Here is an 18721-nt window from a genome sequence, read left to right on the forward strand (position 1 = left end):
CCCGCCGCGCCGATGATGGCCGCCATCAGCACGCCCACCAGGCTTTCGCCCACGATCAGGCCGGAGGCGATCAGCACGCCGCGTCGGTTGGGCGCATCCGCGAATTGCTCATAGGGCTTGCCGGCGGCGGCAGCGCGGCGGCGCAGCGCGCGCTCCAGCAGCCACGCCAGCACGGCGCCGGCCACAATGGGCGCGGCCACGGTCGGCGGCAGATAGATGCCGATACCCACCGCCAGCACCGGAATCCGGGCGACCCGGCACGTGCGCTTGAGGATCTCGTCCACCACGATCAGGCCCACGCCCACCGCCATGCCGATCAGGATCATCGTCCAGTTCAACTGGTGGGTGAAGATGCCGCGCGCAATCGCCAGCATCAATGTCGCCTGCGGGGCCGACAAGGCCTGCGCCGGGTCCATGCCGTCGCGCGGCATCGCATCCGCGAAACCGTAGGCGTTGTACAAGAGCTCCAGCACCGGCGAGATCACCGCCGCCCCCACGACGCAGCCGATCAGCAGCGCCACCTGCTGGCGCCACGGCGTGGCGCCCACCAGCCAGCCCGTCTTCAGGTCTTGCAGGTTGTCGTTGGAAATCGACGCCACGGCCACCACCGCCGACGTGCTGAAGATCGACAGCGCGATCGCCATCTGCACGCCGTTCTGCACGCCCAGCAATTCGCCGCCCAAGGCCAGCATCAGCAGCGACACCAGCACGATGGCCACGATGCCCACGCCCGAGATCGGGCTGGTCGACGACCCCACCAGGCCCGCCATGTAGCCGCAAGCCGCCGCAACCAGGAAGCCGAACACGAAGGCGAACAGCACGGCGTAGGCCACCAGTTTCCAGATGGCGCCGGCTGACAGCGGCGCGCCCGACAGGAACACCTGGAACGTGATCACCAGGATCGCCACCAAGACCAGCGTCACGACCGAAATCCAGCCTGCCGACAGGTCGCGCTCGGTGCGCGGCGCCTGGCCGGCCCGGGCGGCGCCCGCCTTCGTCAACGCCGAAAACGAGGCCTTGACGCCGCGCGCCATCGGCATGAACAGGGTCGCCAGCGTCCAGATCGCGCCCACGCCGATCACCCCGGCGCCGATGAAGCGCACCTGCGACGACCACAGCCCGGTGGCGTATTGCGCCAGCGTCTGCCCGGCGGGCATGTCGCCCATCGCCGTCAGGACGGGCACCGCGATGCCCCAGGATATGATCAGGCCCGTCAGCATGGCCAGGCCCGCGACGATGCCGATGAGGTAGCCCGCGCCCAGGAGCGCCAGCGAAAAGCCCATCGGCAGGCGGAACACCGCGCCGCCCAGGGCGAACCAGCCGCTGACGCCGTCGCCCAGCACGCGCAGGCCACTGGCGGCGAAGCTGACCACCGCCGCCACGACGCCACCGGTCACGATGTCGCCCATGCCGGTCGCGGCGGGCTTGGCACCGGAGGCCTGTGGCGACTCGCCGGCGGCGTCTTGCGCGCGTTCGGCGCTGCCCACCCGCAGGATTTCGGCCGCGGCCACGCCTTCCGGGTACGGCAGGTCGCTTTGCACCACCATCACGTGACGCAGCGGGATGGTGAACATCACGCCCAGCATGCCGCCGGCCGCACAGATGCCGAGCGTCTGCCAGAACGGAAAGCCCTGCCAGTGCCCCATCATGACCAGCGCGGGCAGGATGAAGATGATGGACGACAGCGTGCCGGCCGCCGAGGCCTGCGTCTGCACCATGTTGTTTTCAAGGATGTTGGCGTCCTTGAACAGGCGCAGCACCGACATCGAAATCACCGCCGCGGGAATGGCGGACGAGAACGTCAGGCCGACCTTCAGCCCCAGGAAGACGTTGGAGGCCGTGAAGATCACGGTGATCAGGGCGCCGAGCAAGACGCCGCGGAACGTCAGTTCCGGAAGAGTGACGTTTGCCGGGACGCTGACAGGTTGTGTCATTGAAGTCTCCCGTTGGGAATTCGCTAAACCGCGCATTCTAGCGCTTCGGCGTCCACCCAGTGGTCACCACGCGTAAACGCCGCCTGGCGGCAGATACTGCCGGCAATGCAAACGCCCACAAAAGATTATGCTGAAAGCCGAAGCATTGACCCTGGAATTTGATGACTCATGCCTGCCACACAGGTCTAGCATTGAGCGATAACAGGAGACATCACGACCATGCGCGACGCCAGCCACCCTATCGCCGGGCAAGACGACCGGCACGATGCCGATCCCTCGGAAACCGCAGAGTGGCGAGACGCCCTGCAGTCGCTGGTCGAGGCCGACGGCGCAAGCCGCGCCGGCTACGTCCTGGACTGCCTGCTGGGGCACGCCGCGTCGCTGGGCCTGCGCGCCAACAGCCAGACCCGCACCGCCTATCTGAACACCATCCCCGCCGACCAGGAGCCGCCCTTCCCCGGCAACCTGGCCGTGGAAGAACGCATCGCCCGCATCAACCGCTGGAACGCGCTGGCCATGGTGGTGCGAGCCAACCAGGCGCATGGCGAGCTGGGCGGCCATATCGCCAGCTATGCGTCGGCCGCCGACCTGTTCGAGGTCGGCTTCAACCACTTCTTCCGCGCGCAGTCGGCCGACGGCCCGGGCGACCTGGTCTACATGCAGCCCCATTCGGCGCCCGGCGTGTATGCCCGCGCCTACCTTGAAGGTTTCCTCGGCGAAGACGACCTGGCGCATTTCCGCCAGGAAATCACCGCCACGGCGAACGGCCTGCGCGGCCTGTCGTCCTATCCCCACCCGTGGCTGATGCCGGACTTCTGGCAGTTCCCCACCGGTTCCATGGGCATCGGCCCCATCAACGCCATCTACCAGGCGCGCTTCATGCGCTACCTGGAACACCGCTCGCTCGTGCCCGGCGGCGACCGCAAGGTCTGGGGCATCTTCGGCGACGGCGAGATGGATGAGCCCGAGTCCATCGCCGCGCTGACGCTGGCGGCGCGCGAAAAGCTCGACAACCTGGTCTTCGTCGTCAACTGCAACCTGCAGCGGCTGGACGGCCCGGTGCGCGGCAACGGCCGCATCATCGACGAACTGGAAACGCTGTACGCGGGCGCGGGCTGGAACGTGATCAAGCTGGTCTGGGGCAGCGACTGGGACGCCCTGCTGCGCCGGGACACCAATGGCGCGCTGGCTCGCGCCTTCGCCAACACCGTGGACGGCCAGTTCCAGACCTTCGCCGCCAACGACGGCGCCTTCAACCGCGCCCACTTCTTCAACCAGAACCCGGAGTTGGCCGCGCTGGTGGCCGACTGGACCGACGAGGCCATCGACCGCCTGCACCGGGGCGGCCACGACATGGTGAAGATCCACGCCGCCTACCACCGGGCGGCGCAACACCGCGGCCAGCCCACCGTGATCCTGGCGCAGACCAAGAAGGGCTTCGGCATGGGCTCGGCCGGCCAGGGCAAGATGACGACGCACCAGCAGAAAAAGCTGGACGACGAGGCCTTGCTGGCCTTCCGCGACCGCTTCGCGCTGCCGATCTCGGACGCCGATTGCCTGGCGCTCAAGTTCTATCGCCCCGCGGAAGACAGCGCCGAACTGCGCCACCTGCAAGCACGCCGCGTGGCGCTCGGCGGCCACATTCCCCGCCGCCGCACGCAGGCCCCGCGCCTGACGCCCCCGGACGCCGAACACTGGGCACGCTTTGCGCTGGCCGCCGACGGCAAGGAAATGTCGTCGACCATGGCCATCGTGCGCATGCTGACCGCGCTGCTCAAGGACGCCGCCGTGGGCTCGCGCATCGTGCCGATCGTCGCGGACGAAGCGCGCACGTTCGGCATGGCCAACCTGTTCCGCCAGATCGGCATCTATTCGGCGCAAGGCCAGCTTTACGAGCCCGAGGACATCGGCTCGGTGCTGTACTACCGCGAAGCGCGCGATGGCCAGATCCTGGAGGAAGGCATCACCGAGGCGGGCGCGATCTCGTCCTGGACCGCGGCCGGCACCAGCTATTCGGTCAACGGCCTGCCGATGCTGCCGTTCTATATCTATTACTCGATGTTCGGCTTCCAGCGCATCGGCGACCTGATCTGGGCCGCCGCCGATCAGCGCACGCGCGGTTTCCTGATCGGCGCCACGTCCGGGCGCACCACGCTGGGCGGCGAAGGCCTGCAGCACCAGGACGGCTCCAGCCACATCATGGCCGCCGCCGTGCCCAACTGCCGTGCGTACGACCCGGCCTACGCGTTTGAAGTCGCCGTCCTCGTCGAATACGGCATGCGCCGCATGCTGGACGAGCAGCGCGACGAGTTCTTCTACCTGACGGTCACGAACGAAAACCTGGCGCAGCCCGACATGCCGGCGGACGCCGGCGTGCGCGACGGCATCCTGCGCGGGATGTACCGCCTGCGCCCGGCGCGCGGGCAAGCCCAGGTGCGTCTGTTGGGCGCGGGCCCGATGCTGCGCGAGGCCGAAATGGCGGCCGACCGCCTGCGCGAACGCTATGGCGTGGACGCCGAGGTCTGGAGCGTCACCAGCTTTTCCGAACTGGCCCGCGACGGCCGCGAAGCCGAACGCGCGCGGGTGCTGGGGCTCGAGGCCACGAACGGCGAGGACTGGGTCCGCCATTGCCTGGGCGCCAGCGACGCGCCCGTCATCGCGGCCACCGACTACGTGCGCGCCGTCCCTGAACAGATTCGCGCCTGGGTGCCCGCCCCCTACAGGACCTTGGGCACGGACGGCTTCGGCCGCAGCGACACCCGCGCCCAGTTGCGCGACTTCTTCGAAGTCAGCGCCGACTGGATCGTGCTGTACGCGCTGGACAGCTTGGACCGCCAAGCCGACGCCGACACGCTGCGCCAGTCCTTGAACGCGCGCGCGCGGCAGACGCCGCCCTGGGAGCTGTAGACACTTCGCTGCACTGCAACAACCAAGCACCCGCGCTTTCTGGTGAAATACGGGTGTTCCCTAAGCATTTCGCAAAGAAACCGGCGGGCCGCGAGCCCGCCTTTTGTCATCCCGTTTTCTTTTTCAGTTAGTGCCTCAGAGGCCCCGATCCCATGGACGAAACTCTTACCAAAATGGCGTTGGATTACCACGCCTATCCCACCCCCGGCAAAATCTCGGTCGTCCCGACCAAGACGTTGGCCAACCAGGACGACTTGTCCCTGGCCTACTCCCCCGGCGTGGCCGCCGCTTGCATGGCCATCTTCGACCAGGGCGATGACGCCGCCTCGAAGTACACCTCGCGCGGCAACCTGGTGGGTGTGATCACCAACGGCACCGCCGTCCTGGGTCTGGGCAACATCGGCCCGCTGGCCGCCAAGCCGGTGATGGAAGGCAAGGGCTGCCTGTTCAAGAAGTTCGCCGGCATCGACGTGTTCGACATCGAACTGGCCGAGAACGATCCGGACAAGCTGGTCGACATCATCGCGGCGCTGGAGCCCACGCTGGGCGGCGTCAACCTGGAAGACATCAAGGCGCCCGAGTGCTTCTACATCGAGAAGAAGCTGCGCGAACGCATGAAGATCCCCGTCTTCCATGACGACCAGCACGGCACCGCCATCATCTCGTCGGCCGCCATCCTGAACGGCCTGAAGGTCGTGAACAAGGACATCGGCTCGGTCAAGCTCGCCTGCTCGGGCGCCGGCGCCGCCGCCATCGCCTGCCTGGACCTGCTGGTCCACCTGGGCGTCAAGCGCGAGAACATCTACGTGGTGGACTCCCGCGGCGTGATCTGGGATGGCCGCGATGAAAACATGGAAGCCAACAAGAAGCGCTACGCGCAGAAGACCGACGCGCGCACGCTGGCCGACGTGGTCAACGGCGCCGACGTGTTCCTGGGCTGCTCGACCGCTGGCGTCCTGACCGGCGACATGGTCAAGACCATGGCCGACCGCCCGCTGATCCTGGCGCTGGCCAACCCGGAACCGGAAATCCGCCCCGAAGTCGCCAAGGCCGCGCGCCCCGACTGCATCATCGCCACCGGCCGTTCGGACTACCCGAACCAGGTCAACAACGTGCTGTGCTTCCCCTTCATCTTCCGCGGCGCCATGGATGCCGGCGCCTCGCGCATCACGGAAGAAATGAAGCTGGCTTGCGTGAAGGCCATCGCCGAACTGGCGCAAGCCGAGCAGAACGATGAAGTGGCCCGCGCCTATGCCGGCCAGGAACTGTCGTTCGGCCCCGACTACATCATCCCGAAGCCGTTCGACCCGCGCCTGATCGTCCAGATCGCGCCGGCCGTGGCGCAAGCCGCCGCCGACTCCGGCGTGGCCGCCCGCCCGATCGAAGACATCGAAGCCTACCGCCAGAAGCTGATGGGCTTCGTGTACCACTCGGGCCAGCTGATGCGTCCGCTGTTCGCCCAGGCCAAGAAGGCGCCCAAGCGCGTCATCTACGCCGACGGCGAAGACGAACGCGTCCTGCGCGCGGTGCAGACCGTGGCCGACGAGAAGCTGGCGTTCCCGATCCTGATCGGCCGCCCGGCCGTCATCGAAATGCGCATCGAGAAGGCCGGCCTGCGCCTGAAGGCTGGCGAGCATTTCGAGATCGTGGATCCGGAAGACGACAACCGCTTCAACGAAACCTGGAACGCGTACTACCAGCTGAAGGGCCGCGAAGGCGTGACGCCGGCCATCGCCAAGGCGATGATCCGCAAGCACAACACGCTGATCGGCGCGATGCTGCTGCGTCGCGGCGACGCCGACGCGCTGCTTTGCGGCGTGGCCAGCAAGTACGACAACCAGCTGAAGTACATCGACGAAATCATCGGCAAGAAGGAAGGCCAGACGTACGCCGCGCTGAACGTGCTGATGCTGCCTGACCAGACGCTGTTCGTCACCGACACCCACGTCAACGAAAACCCGACGTCGGAAGAAGTGGCCAACATCACCATCCAGGCCGCCGACGAAATGCTGCGCTTTGGCGTGGTGCCGAAGATCGCCCTGCTGTCGCATTCGAACTTCGGCAGCCGCGTGACGGAATCGTCGAAGAAGATGGCCGCTGCCAGCAAGCTGGTGCAAGAGCGCGCGCCCGACCTGGAAGTGGATGGCGAAATGCACGCCGACGCCGCCCTGTCGGAAAAGATCCGTGTGCTGGCCTACCCGGACAGCACGCTCAAGGGTCGCGCCAACCTGCTGGTCATGCCGAACCTGGACACCGGCAACATCACGTACAACATGCTGAAGATGACGGGCAGCAATGGCGTCGCGATGGGTCCGATCCTGCTGGGCGCCGCACGCCCCGTGCACATCCTGACGACCAGCGCCACCGTGCGCCGCATCGTCAACATGACGGCGCTTGCCGTCGTGGATGCGCAGCAGGAAGCCGCCGAGGCCGCCCGCAAGCGCCGTTGATCGCCGTCCCGCTGTAACAGAACGGGCGCCCTTTCCGGGCGCCCGTTTTTTTTGCCGCGTCGACAGGCGGCCGAAGCAGCGGTAGTCGTCCGCGGCGAACGGATGGTACAACCCAAGCTTGCCCTTTTCCTGGAGACGACATGCTGGCCGATGCCCTGTACGCCTGGTTCCACTATCTGGCGATCTTTGTAATGGTGGTGGTCCTGACCGCCGAAGCCGTGCTGCTGCGCCCCGATCTGACGGCGGGCGGCGTCAAACGGCTGGTCATCTATGACCGCCTGTATGGCGTCAGCGCCGTCCTCGTGCTGATCACCGGCCTGCTGCGGCTGACGCAGGGCGTGAAAGGCGCCGCGTTCTACATGAGCAGCCCCTGGTTCCATGCCAAGATCACGCTTTTCGTCATTATCGCGCTCTGTTCGATCCCGCCCACGCTGGCCGTGCTGCGCTGGGCGAAGCAGTCGCGCCAGCAGCCGGGCTTCGTACCCGCGTTGCCCGAGATCAAGCGGGTGCGGCGCTGGGTGATGATCGAATCGCACCTGTTCATTTTCCTGCCCTTGTTCGCGGTCCTGATGGCGCGGCACATCAGCGTGTAAGCGCAGGTCCCGGCCAGCCCTTGGTCAGGCGCATCATCAGGTAATCGACGAACGCCCTGGCCCGGGCCGGCAGCAGCCGCGTCTCGGTCACGACATGGACGGGAAACGGTCCCAGGCTCCAATCCGGCAAGACGCGCGCAAGGCCGCCCGAGCGCTCAAGCTCGCTCTGGTCGCCGCCCAGCGCGGCGATGCCCGCTCCCAGCATCGCCAGCCGGCGCGCCATGCCGGCTTCGTTGACCGAAAAGCGGCCGCTCGGCGCCACAGTCAGCTGTTCATGCCCTCGCGCCAGCGGCCAGCGCGTGGCCGCGCCATTCGCCTCGGCGCGGAAACCTATGCATTCATGCGCGCCAAGTTCCGACGGGTGGGCCGGCGCGCCGCGGGCTGCCAAATAGTCTTCCGACGCGTAAAGATGGACAGTCAGATAGCCCAGGCACCGGGCGATGCGCGTGGAATCCGGCATATCGCCGATCTTGATGGTCAGGTCGCAAGGTTCGGCGACCCGGTCGGCATGTTCCAGGCTGGTCAGATTCAGGTGGAACGCCACCTCCGGGTGGCGGCGCGAAAATCCCAGGAAGATCTCGGCCATCACGTCGGTCGCGAAGGTAGCTGGCATATTGACGCGCAACAGGCCGGACGGCTTGGCGGTCAGCGCCTGCAATTCTTCATGCGCAACCTGCGCCTCTTCGACGATGCGCAGGCAGCGTTCCAGATAGACCTCGCCCGCGCCGGTCAGCTCCACCTTGCGGGTGCTGCGGTTAAGCAGGCTCAGGCCAACCGAACGCTCAAGCTCCGCCACGCGCCGCGACAGCGTCGATTTCGGCAGCCCCAGGACGTCGGCGGCGCGGCTGAAGCTGCGCGCCTTGGCCACCTCTGCGAACAGCTCCATGCTGTGCAGGCGTCTCACGGACGTCTCATCCGGCATCACTCCCTGACGGTTCGGCCGGCGCGGGACGCCACCGGCAAGCCGCATTGTCGGAAGAGACTTTTAAGAATTTCTTAACGCGGCCCCGTCGCCGCAGGCGCCGGGCAACGGGCGCGCACCGGAGCTTCCGGTTCCTCGTCGCCGACACTGAATGAAGCAAACTCGAACACGCCGACCTCCTCGTTCTTCACGATGCCGGCAAACGTCCCGTCCAGGCCCTGCATCACCGACATGCCTTGGGACACGTCGTCATGGCCCTCGCGCTTGGCGGGCTGCCCGTCGCGTGGACTGAAGACGATGACGCCCGGAAATGGTTCGCGGCCAGCGCCCTGCACACGCCGCACCGTCTTGACCTGCGTGCCGACCGCATGGCGGAAGTCTCCCCACTGCACGCCGCATGCCAGTTCCGTATCACTGACCCGCAGCAGGCGGCGGTCCGCGTCCAGGTAGATCCTGGGATTGCTCAGCATCAGCCCGAAGGCCTTCACCGCCACAGGGTCCTTCACTTCGATGCGCCAGCGATCCGGGTCCTTGAAGCCGTCGACGTATACGGTCCCTTCCGAGCCATACAGGATCGATCCCGGCGCGATCTCCAGATCCCCGACACGGTTGCCGCGGCCCAACTGGCACTGGTCCAGTGCTTTCATGGCGCCGTCCCGCTCGGAATCGAATTCGATGTCCTGCGTGGCGTCGCATTGCCAGCCTTGCACGGCCTGGTCTCCCGCGCCGCGCAAGATGACGGTGCGCGGATAGCGGGCGATCAGCGCATAGGTGTCATTGTCGTAGTCGGTGCCAAGAAAGCGCCGCACCTGCGTTGCCTGAATGCCGTAGACGGGTACCGGTTGGGGAAAGTCGGCCTCAAGATAGGTCTCAAGCTGCCCCTCGTCTTGCAGCCTCAACCGTGTGCCGGCGGGCATGTCGGTGCCGCCCACGCTCGTCGGCTGCGCCAGCGTGACGTTGCGAGCCGCCTCCTGCCGTTCGCCCTCGCGTTCCACCTGCCAGACGATCGCCTGGAACCACGCGTAGTAGCTGAATAGCACCGCCAGCAGCACGAACAGCACAGCGGATTTCTTCCAGTGCCTGCGCGCCACGCGGCGCATTGCCGCACTGCACGCCAGCGTCAGCAGCCATCCGAAAAGCAGGACGCCCGCAAAAAAGGAAATGCTAAGCAGCAGGTAGAAATTGGCGGAGGGAAGCGCGATGGGAATCATGGCCCAGATGATATCCCGACAACAAAAAACCGCCCGAAGGCGGTTTCTTGTCGAAGCGGAAAGCGGATTAGCGCTTGTCCATCGGGGGCACGTCGCGGGTGACCGAACCCGTGAACAGCTGGCGCGGACGGCCGATCTTGTAATCGGGATCCGACAGCATTTCGTTCCACTGGGCGATCCAGCCCACCGTGCGGGCCAGCGCGAAGATGGCCGTGAACAGCGAGGTCGGGATGCCGATGGCGCGCTGGACGATACCCGAGTAGAAGTCCACGTTCGGGTACAGCTTGCGCTGCACGAAGTACGGATCCGACAGGGCGATGCGTTCCAGTTCCATGGCCAGCTTGAACAGCGGGTCGTTTTCCAGGCCCAGGGCCGAGAGCACTTCCTTGCAGGTTTCCTGCATCAGCTTGGCGCGCGGGTCGTAGTTCTTGTAGACGCGGTGGCCAAAGCCCATCAGGCGCACGCCCGAGTTCTTGTCCTTGACCTTCTCCATGAACTCACCGACCTTGTCGATGCCGCCGTTGGCTTGCAGCTCTTCCAGCATCTGCAGGCAAGCTTCGTTGGCGCCGCCGTGAGCCGGGCCCCACAGGCAAGCCACGCCAGCCGAGATGGCGGCGAACGGGTTGGTGCCCGACGAACCGCACAGGCGCACGGTCGACGTCGACGCGTTTTGCTCGTGGTCGGCGTGCAGGATGAAGATGCGGTCCAGCGCGCGTTCAACGACTTCGTTGACCTTGTAGTCTTCGCACGGCGTGGCGAACATCATGCGCAGGAAGTTGCCCGTGTAGGACAGGTCGTTCTGCGGATAGATGAACGGTTGGCCTTGCGAGTACTTGTACGCCATCGCGACCAGCGTCGGCATCTTGGCGATCAGGCGGATGGCCGAGATGTGGCGATGCTGCGGGTTCGTGATGTCGGTGGAGTCGTGGTAGAACGCGGACAGCGCGCCGACCAGGCCCGTCAGGACGGCCATCGGGTGGGCGTCGCGGCGGAAACCACGCAGGAAGAAGTGCAGTTGCTCGTTGACCATCGTGTGATGGGTCACTTGCGAGTCGAAGTCAGCCTTCTGAGCCTCGTTCGGCAGTTCGCCGTTCAGGATCAGGTAGCAGATGTCCATGAAGTCGCAATTGACGGCCAATTGCTCGATCGGGAAGCCGCGGTACAGCAGTTCGCCCTTGTCGCCGTCGATGTACGTGATCGCCGATTCGCAAGCCGCCGTGGACATGAAGCCCGGGTCAAACGTGAACATGCCCGTCTGGCCATACAGCTTGCGGATGTCGATCACATCCGGACCGACCGTGCCCTTGTAGACAGGGAACTCAATGGGTGCGCTGCCATCCGAGAAGGATAGAGTGGCTTTTTTGTCAGACAGGTTCATGTTATTTCCTCTCACATTAATCAGAGTGCGCGCATCTGGCCAATAATGCCCCGAAGCCTGGGCGTATCCAGGTCGCCTTCGAGTTCCTTGCGGGCCAGCAGCAGGTCGAGAAGGTCGTTGTCTCCCATCTCGAACAGCTGGGTCAATGCGGCCACATCATCATCGGTAAGTTCGGCCTCGTAAGCGTCCAGATACCGGGTGATGATCAAGTCGTTTTCGAGCAGGCCGCGGCGCGCCCGCCAACGCAGACGCGCCCGCTCCAGTTCAGTTAGCCTGCTCATCGTTACACCATAAATACAAAAGTCTTCACACTAGAAACTAGACCGTGCGGCGGACCATCAGTTCCTTGATCTTGCCGATCGCCTTGGTCGGGTTCAGTCCCTTGGGACAGACGTCGACGCAATTCATGATGGTGTGGCAACGGAACAGACGGTACGGATCTTCCAGGTTGTCCAGACGCTCGCCCGTGGCTTCGTCGCGGCTGTCGGCGATGAAGCGGTAGGCTTGCAGCAGGCCGGCCGGGCCGACGAACTTGTCCGGGTTCCACCAGAACGACGGGCAGGAAGTGGAACAGCACGCGCACAGGATGCACTCGTACAGGCCGTCGAGCTCTTCGCGCGCCTCGGGCGACTGCAGGCGCTCTTTTTCGGGCGGCGGCGCGTCGTTGATGAGGTACGGGCGGATCGAGTGGTACTGGTTGAAGAAGTGCGTCATGTCCACGATCAGGTCGCGGATGACGGGCAGGCCCGGCAGCGGACGCAGGACGATGGGTTCCTTCAGTTCGCGCAGGTTCGTCGTGCAGGCCAAGCCGTTCTTGCCGTTGATGTTCATGGCGTCGGAACCGCACACGCCTTCACGGCACGAGCGGCGCAGGGCCAGGCTGTCATCGACGTCGTTCTTGATGCGCACCAGCGCATCAAGCAGCATCTTGTCGGTCGGCTGGAGTTCGACGTCCAGCTTCTGCATGTACGGGCGCTCGTCCTTGTCCGGATCGTAGCGGTAGATTTCGAACTTGACGATTCTCTTGGTGCTCATAATGGGCTCTATCCGGACTTAGAAGGTACGCGCCTTGGGCGGGAAGGACTCAACCGTCAAAGGCTTCATCTGCACGGGCTTGTAATCCAGGCGGCTGCCTTCGGAGTACCACAGCGTGTGCTTCAGCCAGTTTTCGTCGTCGCGGGTCGGATGGTCGTCCAACGCGTGCGCGCCGCGGCTTTCGGTGCGGGCAGCAGCCGACTTGATCGTGGCGCGGGCCACTTCGGTCATGTTGGCCAGTTCCAGCGCTTCGACGCGCGCGGTGTTGAACACCTTGGACTTGTCCTTGAAGTAGATGTTGTCGGCTTGCTTGGCCAGATCTTCGATCTGCGTCACGCCTTCGTTCAGCAGTTCCAGCGTGCGGAACACGCCGCAGTGGCGCTGCATCGAGAAGCGGATGGCATTGCCGATGTCTTGCGTCTTTTCGCCCGAGGTGCGCGTTTCCAGCTTGTTCACGCGGTCCAGCGAGAAGTCGACGGCTTCCTTCGGCAGCTCCTGGTGGGCGCGTTGGCGCTCCGGGTGCGAATTCACGATGTGGTTGCCGGTGGCGCGGCCGAACACGATCAGGTCCAGCAGCGAGTTCGTGCCCAGGCGGTTGGCGCCGTGCACCGACACCGCGGCGCATTCGCCGATGGCGTACAGGCCGTTGACGACCTTGTTCTCGCCGTTTTCGCGCGACAGCACCTGGCCATGGTAGTTGGCCGGAATGCCGCCCATCTGGTAGTGGATGGTCGGAACGACGGGGATCGGTTCCTTGATCGGGTCGACGTTGCCGAACTTGATGGCGATTTCGCGGATCGAGGGCAGGCGCTTGTTGATGACGTCGGCGCCCAGATGGTCGAGCTTCAGGACGACGTAGCTGCCGTCCGGACCGCAACCGCGGCCTTCCTTGATTTCCTGGTCCATCGAACGCGACACGAAGTCACGCGGAGCAAGGTCCTTCAGCGTGGGCGCATAGCGCTCCATGAAGCGTTCGCCATCCTTGTTCAGGAGGATGCCGCCTTCGCCACGCACGCCTTCCGTGATCAGCACGCCCGCGCCGGCCACGCCGGTCGGGTGGAATTGCCAGAATTCCATGTCTTGCAGCGGGATGCCTGCGCGCGCAGCCATGCCCAGGCCGTCACCGGTGTTGATGAAGGCGTTGGTGGAAGCGGCCCAGATGCGGCCGGCGCCGCCGGTGGCCAGCACCGTGGTCTTGGCTTCCAGGATGTAGATCTCGCCCGTTTCCATTTCCAGCGCGGTCACGCCGACGACGTCGCCCGCTTCGTTGCGCAGCAGGTCCAGCGCCATCCATTCGACGAAGAACTGGGTGCGCGCGGCGACGTTGCGCTGGTAGAGGGTGTGCAACAGCGCGTGGCCGGTGCGGTCGGCGGCGGCACAGGCGCGCTGCACCGGCTTTTCGCCGAAGTTGGCGGTGTGGCCGCCGAACGGACGCTGGTAGATCGTGCCGTCGGGGTTGCGGTCGAACGGCATGCCGAAGTGCTCGAGCTCGTACACGGCGTTCGGCGCTTCACGGCACATGAATTCGATGGCGTCCTGGTCGCCCAGCCAATCCGACCCCTTGACGGTGTCGTACATGTGCCAGTACCAGTTGTCTTCGCTCATGTTGCCCAGGGAGGCGCTCACGCCGCCTTGCGCGGCAACGGTGTGCGAGCGCGTGGGGAACACTTTGGACAGCACCGCAACCGACAGGCCCGCTTGGGACAGTTGCAGCGAACAACGCATGCCGGCTCCACCGGCGCCAACGACCACCACATCAAACTGGCGGCGCGGCAAGGATTTCATGACAGAGACCACGGCTTAAATGCTCCAGAGGATTTGCGCGAAGTAAACGACCGTACCGATCAACCAGAGGATCGTCAGCACTTGCAGCAGCAGGCGCAGGCCCACCGGCTTGACGTAATCCATCCAGATGTCGCGCACGCCAATCCAGGCATGCCAGGCCAACGCAATGAATGCAAGGGAGGCCAGGATCTGGCCAACCGGAATGAAGCCCACGTAGAAATTGAACAGCTTGACCCAGTGTTCATACGTGAAGGCAGGCATCGTCAGGATGCCGACGAGCAGTACCAGCGTATACACGGCCATGATGACGGCGGTGATGCGCTGGATGATGAAATCCATGACGCCATAGTGAGCGCCGACGACCAGGCGCTTGGGTCCGTAGTTTTTAGCGGCGGCCATTTACAGCACTCCGAACAGTTTGAGACCGAACACCAGCGTCAGCGCCAGGCTGACACCGAAGACCACGCCGGCGCTTTTCTTGGCCGACAGCTTGTCGATACCGATGTGCAGATCCAGCAGCAGGTAGCGGATGCCGGCACAGAAGTGGTGCAGGTAGCCCCAGATCAGGACCAGGAAGACAAGCTTGACGATCGGGTTGGCCGCGATGGAGGCGATCCAGGCGAACGACTGCGGTGCGGCCACGCTCGCCGCGAACAGCGGAACGATGACCAAGGGCAAACAGAGGAACAGCAAAATGCCGCTGATGCGGTGCAGGATGGACAGCTTGCCGGCCAGGGGCAGGCGATAAGAGAACGCAACTTGGGCAAGCCCAATATTGCGAAACTGCGGACGTGGCTTGGCAGCGGTGTCGGACATGACGGCCTCGGTGTTTCTGAACTAGGGAATCGTGACGGCGGGAATGCCGTGGCCCTTTCGGGCAAACACGGTATTTTCGCCCAGAGATTGGGTTGGTATCAAATCGTAGTGTAAAAGCTCATCAATTCAGACTATTGCGGTAGTGGTATCGATCGGTCAAGTACAAACCCCGGCGAATTTCCATGGGGCGGTCACCATAGGTGTACGACACCCGATCCACCTGCAACAACGGCGTGCCGGCGGGAACATTAAGCAGCGGACAGACTTCGGCCGGCGCGATCACCGCGCGCAGCTTTTCATCCGCGCGCACCATGCTGACGCCGAACTCGGATTCGAACAGGCCATAGAGCGGCGCCTTGTTAGCGGTCAGCAGCTCCAGGGTCAGTCCACGGAAAATGGTGCCGGGCAGCCAGATGTCGTCCACGACGGTGGGTGTCTGCCCCATGGACAGCAGGCGGCGGATCATGACGACCGTCTCGCCTGCGCGCAGGTCGAGGGCGCGCGCGATCTCGGCTGGCGCCCTCAGGCGCCGGCATTCCAGGATGCGGCTTTCGGCACGGCCGGGCTCGCCTTCTTCGTCGGCGGCCAGGCGCAGGAAACGGTAGCGCACGCGGGCTTCGTGGTGGGTGGCGACAAAGGTGCCCTTGCCCTGGCGGCGCAGCAGCATGTGCTCGGCCGCCAACTCGTCGACCGCCTTGCGCACCGTGCCCTGGCTGACCTGGAAACGGGCAGCCAGATCGATTTCGCTGGGGATGAGTTCACCGGGCTTCCATTCGCCGCGCTCAAGGCTTTGAACGAGCAGATCCTTGATCTGGCGGTAGAGCGGACTGAAAGCGGCCCCCTCGCCCGTTGAACGGGCGGCGCGAGTGCGTAAGGAGGTTTCGGGCCGAGGCTCTGCCATGGATCTTCTTGAAAGTGTCATGTTCATCCGGATGATGGGAGGGCAGCGCAAAACAGGGTGCAAACCCACATCCGCAATGCGCTGTCGGGGGCACAACCGACCGGGCTGCAACGCATTCGAATAAACGCTCTATTGTGGCATATCGGGCCAGATGCTGTCCAACGTCTTATGTCTTATATAAGATAGAAGAGCGTTTGACGCACCCGTAAAATCGATCTAGGATTCACGGCTGTCAGGCCCCTGCCCCCGCTTGGGTTTTTGGTGCGCTAATTTGTTTTTTGCCGCAGGCCCGCCCCAAGGCAAAAATGCCCCCTCAAGGGGCAGCAAGTCCGCGTCAGCGGGTGCGGCGTGGGGGCCCTTGATTCCTGGCCTAACGATTACACTGATTGGTGAGATTTTTCTCGCCAAACCATTACGGAGAACGTCCATGTCCAAGCCTGCCTTGCGTGTCGCCGTCACCGGCGCCGCCGGCCAAATCGGTTACGCACTGCTATTCCGCATCGCCTCCGGCGAAATGCTGGGTAAAGATCAACCCGTCATCCTGCAATTGCTGGAAATCCCCGACGAGAAAGCGCAAAAGGCCCTGAAGGGCGTCATCATGGAATTGGATGACTGCGCCTTCCCGCTGCTGCAGGAAGTGACCGCCCACAGCGACCCGCGCACCGCCTTCAAGGATGCCGACGTGGCCCTGCTGGTCGGCGCCCGTCCGCGCGGCCCCGGCATGGAGCGCAAGGACCTGCTGTCGGTCAACGCCCAGATCTTCACGGCGCAGGGCAAGGCCCTGAACGACGTGGCCAGCCGCAACGTCAAGGTCCTGGTCGTCGGCAACCCCGCCAACACCAACGCCTACATCGCCATGAAGTCGGCGCCGGACCTGCCGGCCAAGAACTTCACCGCCATGCTGCGCCTGGACCACAACCGCGCCCTGTCGCAACTGTCGGCCAAGTCGGGCAAGCCGGTCGCCGCGATCGAGAAGCTGGTCGTGTGGGGCAACCACTCGCCCACGATGTACCCCGACTTCCGCTTCGCCACCGTCGGCGGCGAATCGCTCGCCAAGCTGATCAACGACGACGCCTGGAACCGCGACACGTTCATCCCGACCGTGGGCAAGCGCGGCGCCGCCATCATCGAAGCCCGTGGCCTGTCCTCGGCCGCGTCGGCCGCCAACGCCGCCATCGACCACGTCCGTGACTGGGTCCTGGGCAGCAACGGCAAGTGGGTCACGATGGGCATCCCGTCGGACGGCTCCTACGGCATCCCGGAAGGCATCATCTACGGCGTGCCGGTCACGACCGAAAACGGCGAATACAAGCGTGTCGAAGGCCTGGAAATCGACGCCTTCTCGCGCGAGCGCCTGGACTTCACGCTGAAAGAGCTCTTGGAAGAGCGCGACGGCGTCAAGGACCTGCTGAAGTAAGCAGCGGTTGAGTGAAGAATTGGGCCCGTTCATGCGGGCCCAATTCCTAAGCAAGGCCGCCACATCATTGCCGAAGCATGAACCTGTCCCTTCACCCGGCCTGCGGCGATTGTCGCGGAGGGGACAGATTCATGTTCCGGACCCGCGATAAGGTCGCGGGCTAGCCATAAGAAAGAACGGAGACCTCCATGTCCAGACCCGAATCGCCCGGCGCCCTCTTCCGCCGCGCCCTCGCCGAAGAAAGCCCGCTGCAGATCATTGGCGCCATCAATGCGAACCACGCCTTGCTGGCCAAGCGTGCCGGCTACCGCGCCATCTACCTGTCCGGCGGCGGCGTCGCGGCCGGTTCGCTGGGCCTGCCCGACCTGGGCATCAACACCATGGACGACGTGCTGACCGACGTGCGCCGCATCACCGACGTGTGCGACGTGCCGCTGGTGGTCGACATCGACACGGGCTTCGGCCCGTCGGCGTTCAACATCGCCCGCACCGTCAAGAGCCTGATCAAGTTCGGCGCGGCCGCCTGCCACATCGAAGACCAGGTCGGCGCCAAGCGCTGCGGCCACCGTCCCGGCAAGGAAATCGTCACCACCGAAGAAATGGCCGACCGCGTCAAGGCCGCCGCCGATGCGCGCACCGACAGCGATTTCTACCTGATCGCCCGCACCGACGCCATCGCCTCGCACGGCGTGGACGCCGCCATCGAGCGCGCTCTGGCCTGCGTGGAAGCCGGCGCCGATGCGATCTTCGCCGAAGCCGCCTACGACCTGCCCACCTACGACCGCTTCGTCAAGGCCGTCAAGGTGCCGGTCCTGGCCAACATCACCGAATTCGGCAAGACGCCGCTGTTCACCGTCGAAGAGTTGAAGAGCGTGGGCGTGGGCATGGTGCTCTACCCGCTGTCGGCCTTCCGCGCCATGAACAAGGCCGCCGAAGCCGTCTACACCGCCATCCGCCGCGACGGCCACCAGAAAAACGTGGTCGACCTGATGCAGACGCGCGAAGAACTGTACGACCGCATCGGCTATCACGAATTCGAATCCAGATTGGATGCGCTCTTCCAAAAGGGCAAAGCGTAAGTCCGCAACGCCGTTGGTATCCGGCGCCGCGGCTATCCCGGGGCGCCCAGCTTTTCCCCCATATCGTCAATCGCGAAAGGAAAGGAGTAGAGACATGAGCACGGCTCCCAAGAAGCAAGAAGCCAAGTCGGACGCCAAGCCGGAAGAGAAAGCCGGTTTCAAGCCCAAGAAGTCCGTTGCCCTGTCGGGCGTGGTCGCGGGCAATACCGCGCTGTGCACGGTCGGCCGCAGCGGCAACGACCTGCACTACCGCGGCTACGACATCCTGGACATCGCGCACACCAGCGAGTTCG

Annotated in this window: 15 protein-coding genes and 1 pseudogene; 6 read left to right on the forward strand and 10 right to left on the reverse strand. The window is 64.7% G+C overall.

Annotation, left to right across the window (positions count from 1 at the left end; translation table 11 throughout):
- A partial coding sequence (locus ACO6D5_RS26310; RefSeq protein WP_485827015.1) for an OPT family oligopeptide transporter occupies positions 1-1934 on the reverse strand: 1934 nt, incomplete at its 3' end.
- A gap of 219 nt (positions 1935-2153) precedes the next feature.
- Between ACO6D5_RS26310 and mdeB the strand changes: the two genes are divergently transcribed.
- The 3 genes from mdeB (at position 2154) to ACO6D5_RS26325 (ending at position 7884) form a co-directional block, all read left to right on the forward strand.
- The gene (gene mdeB, locus ACO6D5_RS26315) at positions 2154-4841 is read left to right on the forward strand and encodes an alpha-ketoglutarate dehydrogenase (RefSeq protein ID WP_485827016.1); all 2688 of its coding nucleotides are present in this window, start codon (positions 2154-2156) and stop codon (positions 4839-4841) included.
- A gap of 152 nt (positions 4842-4993) precedes the next feature.
- Positions 4994-7291 carry an NADP-dependent malic enzyme gene (locus ACO6D5_RS26320; RefSeq protein ID WP_315846688.1) on the forward strand — a complete coding sequence of 766 codons (2298 nt, stop codon included), beginning with the start codon at positions 4994-4996 and terminating at the stop codon, positions 7289-7291.
- Positions 7292-7431: 140 nt separating this feature from the next.
- On the forward strand, positions 7432-7884 hold the full coding sequence (locus ACO6D5_RS26325) for a DUF2214 family protein (RefSeq protein ID WP_485827017.1): 453 nt from the start codon (positions 7432-7434) through the stop codon (positions 7882-7884).
- On the opposite strand, the gene ACO6D5_RS26330 is transcribed toward ACO6D5_RS26325, so the two are convergent.
- From ACO6D5_RS26330 to ACO6D5_RS26370, 9 genes are all read right to left on the reverse strand, one after another.
- A complete protein-coding gene (locus ACO6D5_RS26330; RefSeq protein WP_485827019.1) occupies positions 7874-8770 on the reverse strand; it encodes a LysR family transcriptional regulator in 897 nt (298 codons plus the stop codon). The genes ACO6D5_RS26325 and ACO6D5_RS26330 overlap by 11 nt on opposite strands.
- Before the next feature lie 110 nt (positions 8771-8880).
- A complete protein-coding gene (locus ACO6D5_RS26335) occupies positions 8881-10017 on the reverse strand; it encodes a hypothetical protein (protein ID WP_485827018.1) in 1137 nt (378 codons plus the stop codon).
- A gap of 67 nt (positions 10018-10084) precedes the next feature.
- The gene (locus tag ACO6D5_RS26340) at positions 10085-11395 is read right to left on the reverse strand and encodes a citrate synthase (protein ID WP_183016349.1); all 1311 of its coding nucleotides are present in this window, start codon (positions 11393-11395) and stop codon (positions 10085-10087) included.
- A 20-nt stretch (positions 11396-11415) separates the two neighbouring features.
- Positions 11416-11676: a succinate dehydrogenase assembly factor 2 gene (locus tag ACO6D5_RS26345; protein WP_006218128.1), complete on the reverse strand. Its 261-nt coding sequence runs from the start codon at positions 11674-11676 to the stop codon at positions 11416-11418.
- A 37-nt stretch (positions 11677-11713) separates the two neighbouring features.
- Positions 11714-12430: a succinate dehydrogenase iron-sulfur subunit gene (locus ACO6D5_RS26350; protein WP_006218127.1), complete on the reverse strand. Its 717-nt coding sequence runs from the start codon at positions 12428-12430 to the stop codon at positions 11714-11716.
- A gap of 18 nt (positions 12431-12448) precedes the next feature.
- Complete coding sequence (sdhA, locus tag ACO6D5_RS26355; protein ID WP_006223906.1) at positions 12449-14227, reverse strand: succinate dehydrogenase flavoprotein subunit; 1779 nt, start codon at positions 14225-14227, stop codon at positions 12449-12451.
- A gap of 3 nt (positions 14228-14230) precedes the next feature.
- Positions 14231-14614, reverse strand: coding sequence for a succinate dehydrogenase, hydrophobic membrane anchor protein (sdhD, locus tag ACO6D5_RS26360; RefSeq protein WP_006223905.1), 384 nt, complete (start codon positions 14612-14614; stop codon positions 14231-14233).
- Positions 14615-15031 carry a succinate dehydrogenase, cytochrome b556 subunit gene (sdhC, locus tag ACO6D5_RS26365; RefSeq protein ID WP_006223904.1) on the reverse strand — a complete coding sequence of 139 codons (417 nt, stop codon included), beginning with the start codon at positions 15029-15031 and terminating at the stop codon, positions 14615-14617. It abuts the gene before it with no gap.
- 121 nt (positions 15032-15152) lie between these two features.
- Positions 15153-15932 carry a GntR family transcriptional regulator gene (locus ACO6D5_RS26370; protein ID WP_006223903.1) on the reverse strand — a complete coding sequence of 260 codons (780 nt, stop codon included), beginning with the start codon at positions 15930-15932 and terminating at the stop codon, positions 15153-15155.
- A 427-nt stretch (positions 15933-16359) separates the two neighbouring features.
- On the opposite strand from ACO6D5_RS26370, the gene ACO6D5_RS26375 reads away from it, so the two are divergent.
- The 3 genes and pseudogenes from ACO6D5_RS26375 to ACO6D5_RS26385 form a co-directional block, all read left to right on the forward strand.
- Positions 16360-17349 carry a malate dehydrogenase gene (locus tag ACO6D5_RS26375; RefSeq protein ID WP_175191081.1) on the forward strand — a complete coding sequence of 330 codons (990 nt, stop codon included), beginning with the start codon at positions 16360-16362 and terminating at the stop codon, positions 17347-17349.
- 188 nt (positions 17350-17537) lie between these two features.
- The gene (prpB, locus tag ACO6D5_RS26380; RefSeq protein WP_006218121.1) at positions 17538-18428 is read left to right on the forward strand and encodes a methylisocitrate lyase; all 891 of its coding nucleotides are present in this window, start codon (positions 17538-17540) and stop codon (positions 18426-18428) included.
- A gap of 94 nt (positions 18429-18522) precedes the next feature.
- Positions 18523-18721, forward strand: a pseudogene (locus tag ACO6D5_RS26385) (2-methylcitrate synthase); the annotation flags it as partial.

This window comes from Achromobacter sp., from assembly GCF_057314935.1.

Bases quoted from the DNA above. Each gene is read 5' to 3' on its own strand.
- ACO6D5_RS26375 (WP_175191081.1), top strand. From the start codon at position 16,360: ATGTCCAAGCCTGCCTTGCGTGTCGCCGTCACCGGCGCCGCCGGCCAA.
- ACO6D5_RS26320 (WP_315846688.1), top strand. From the start codon at position 4,994: ATGGACGAAACTCTTACCAAAATGGCGTTGGATTACCACGCCTATCCC.
- ACO6D5_RS26345 (WP_006218128.1), bottom strand. From the start codon at position 11,676: ATGAGCAGGCTAACTGAACTGGAGCGGGCGCGTCTGCGTTGGCGGGCG.
- ACO6D5_RS26330 (WP_485827019.1), bottom strand. From the start codon at position 8,770: ATGGAGCTGTTCGCAGAGGTGGCCAAGGCGCGCAGCTTCAGCCGCGCC.
- prpB (WP_006218121.1), top strand. From the start codon at position 17,538: ATGTCCAGACCCGAATCGCCCGGCGCCCTCTTCCGCCGCGCCCTCGCC.
- mdeB (WP_485827016.1), top strand. From the start codon at position 2,154: ATGCGCGACGCCAGCCACCCTATCGCCGGGCAAGACGACCGGCACGAT.
- ACO6D5_RS26350 (WP_006218127.1), bottom strand. From the start codon at position 12,430: ATGAGCACCAAGAGAATCGTCAAGTTCGAAATCTACCGCTACGATCCG.
- ACO6D5_RS26340 (WP_183016349.1), bottom strand. From the start codon at position 11,395: ATGAACCTGTCTGACAAAAAAGCCACTCTATCCTTCTCGGATGGCAGC.
- sdhC (WP_006223904.1), bottom strand. From the start codon at position 15,031: ATGTCCGACACCGCTGCCAAGCCACGTCCGCAGTTTCGCAATATTGGG.
- ACO6D5_RS26335 (WP_485827018.1), bottom strand. From the start codon at position 10,017: ATGATTCCCATCGCGCTTCCCTCCGCCAATTTCTACCTGCTGCTTAGC.
- ACO6D5_RS26325 (WP_485827017.1), top strand. From the start codon at position 7,432: ATGCTGGCCGATGCCCTGTACGCCTGGTTCCACTATCTGGCGATCTTT.
- sdhD (WP_006223905.1), bottom strand. From the start codon at position 14,614: ATGGCCGCCGCTAAAAACTACGGACCCAAGCGCCTGGTCGTCGGCGCT.
- ACO6D5_RS26370 (WP_006223903.1), bottom strand. From the start codon at position 15,932: ATGGCAGAGCCTCGGCCCGAAACCTCCTTACGCACTCGCGCCGCCCGT.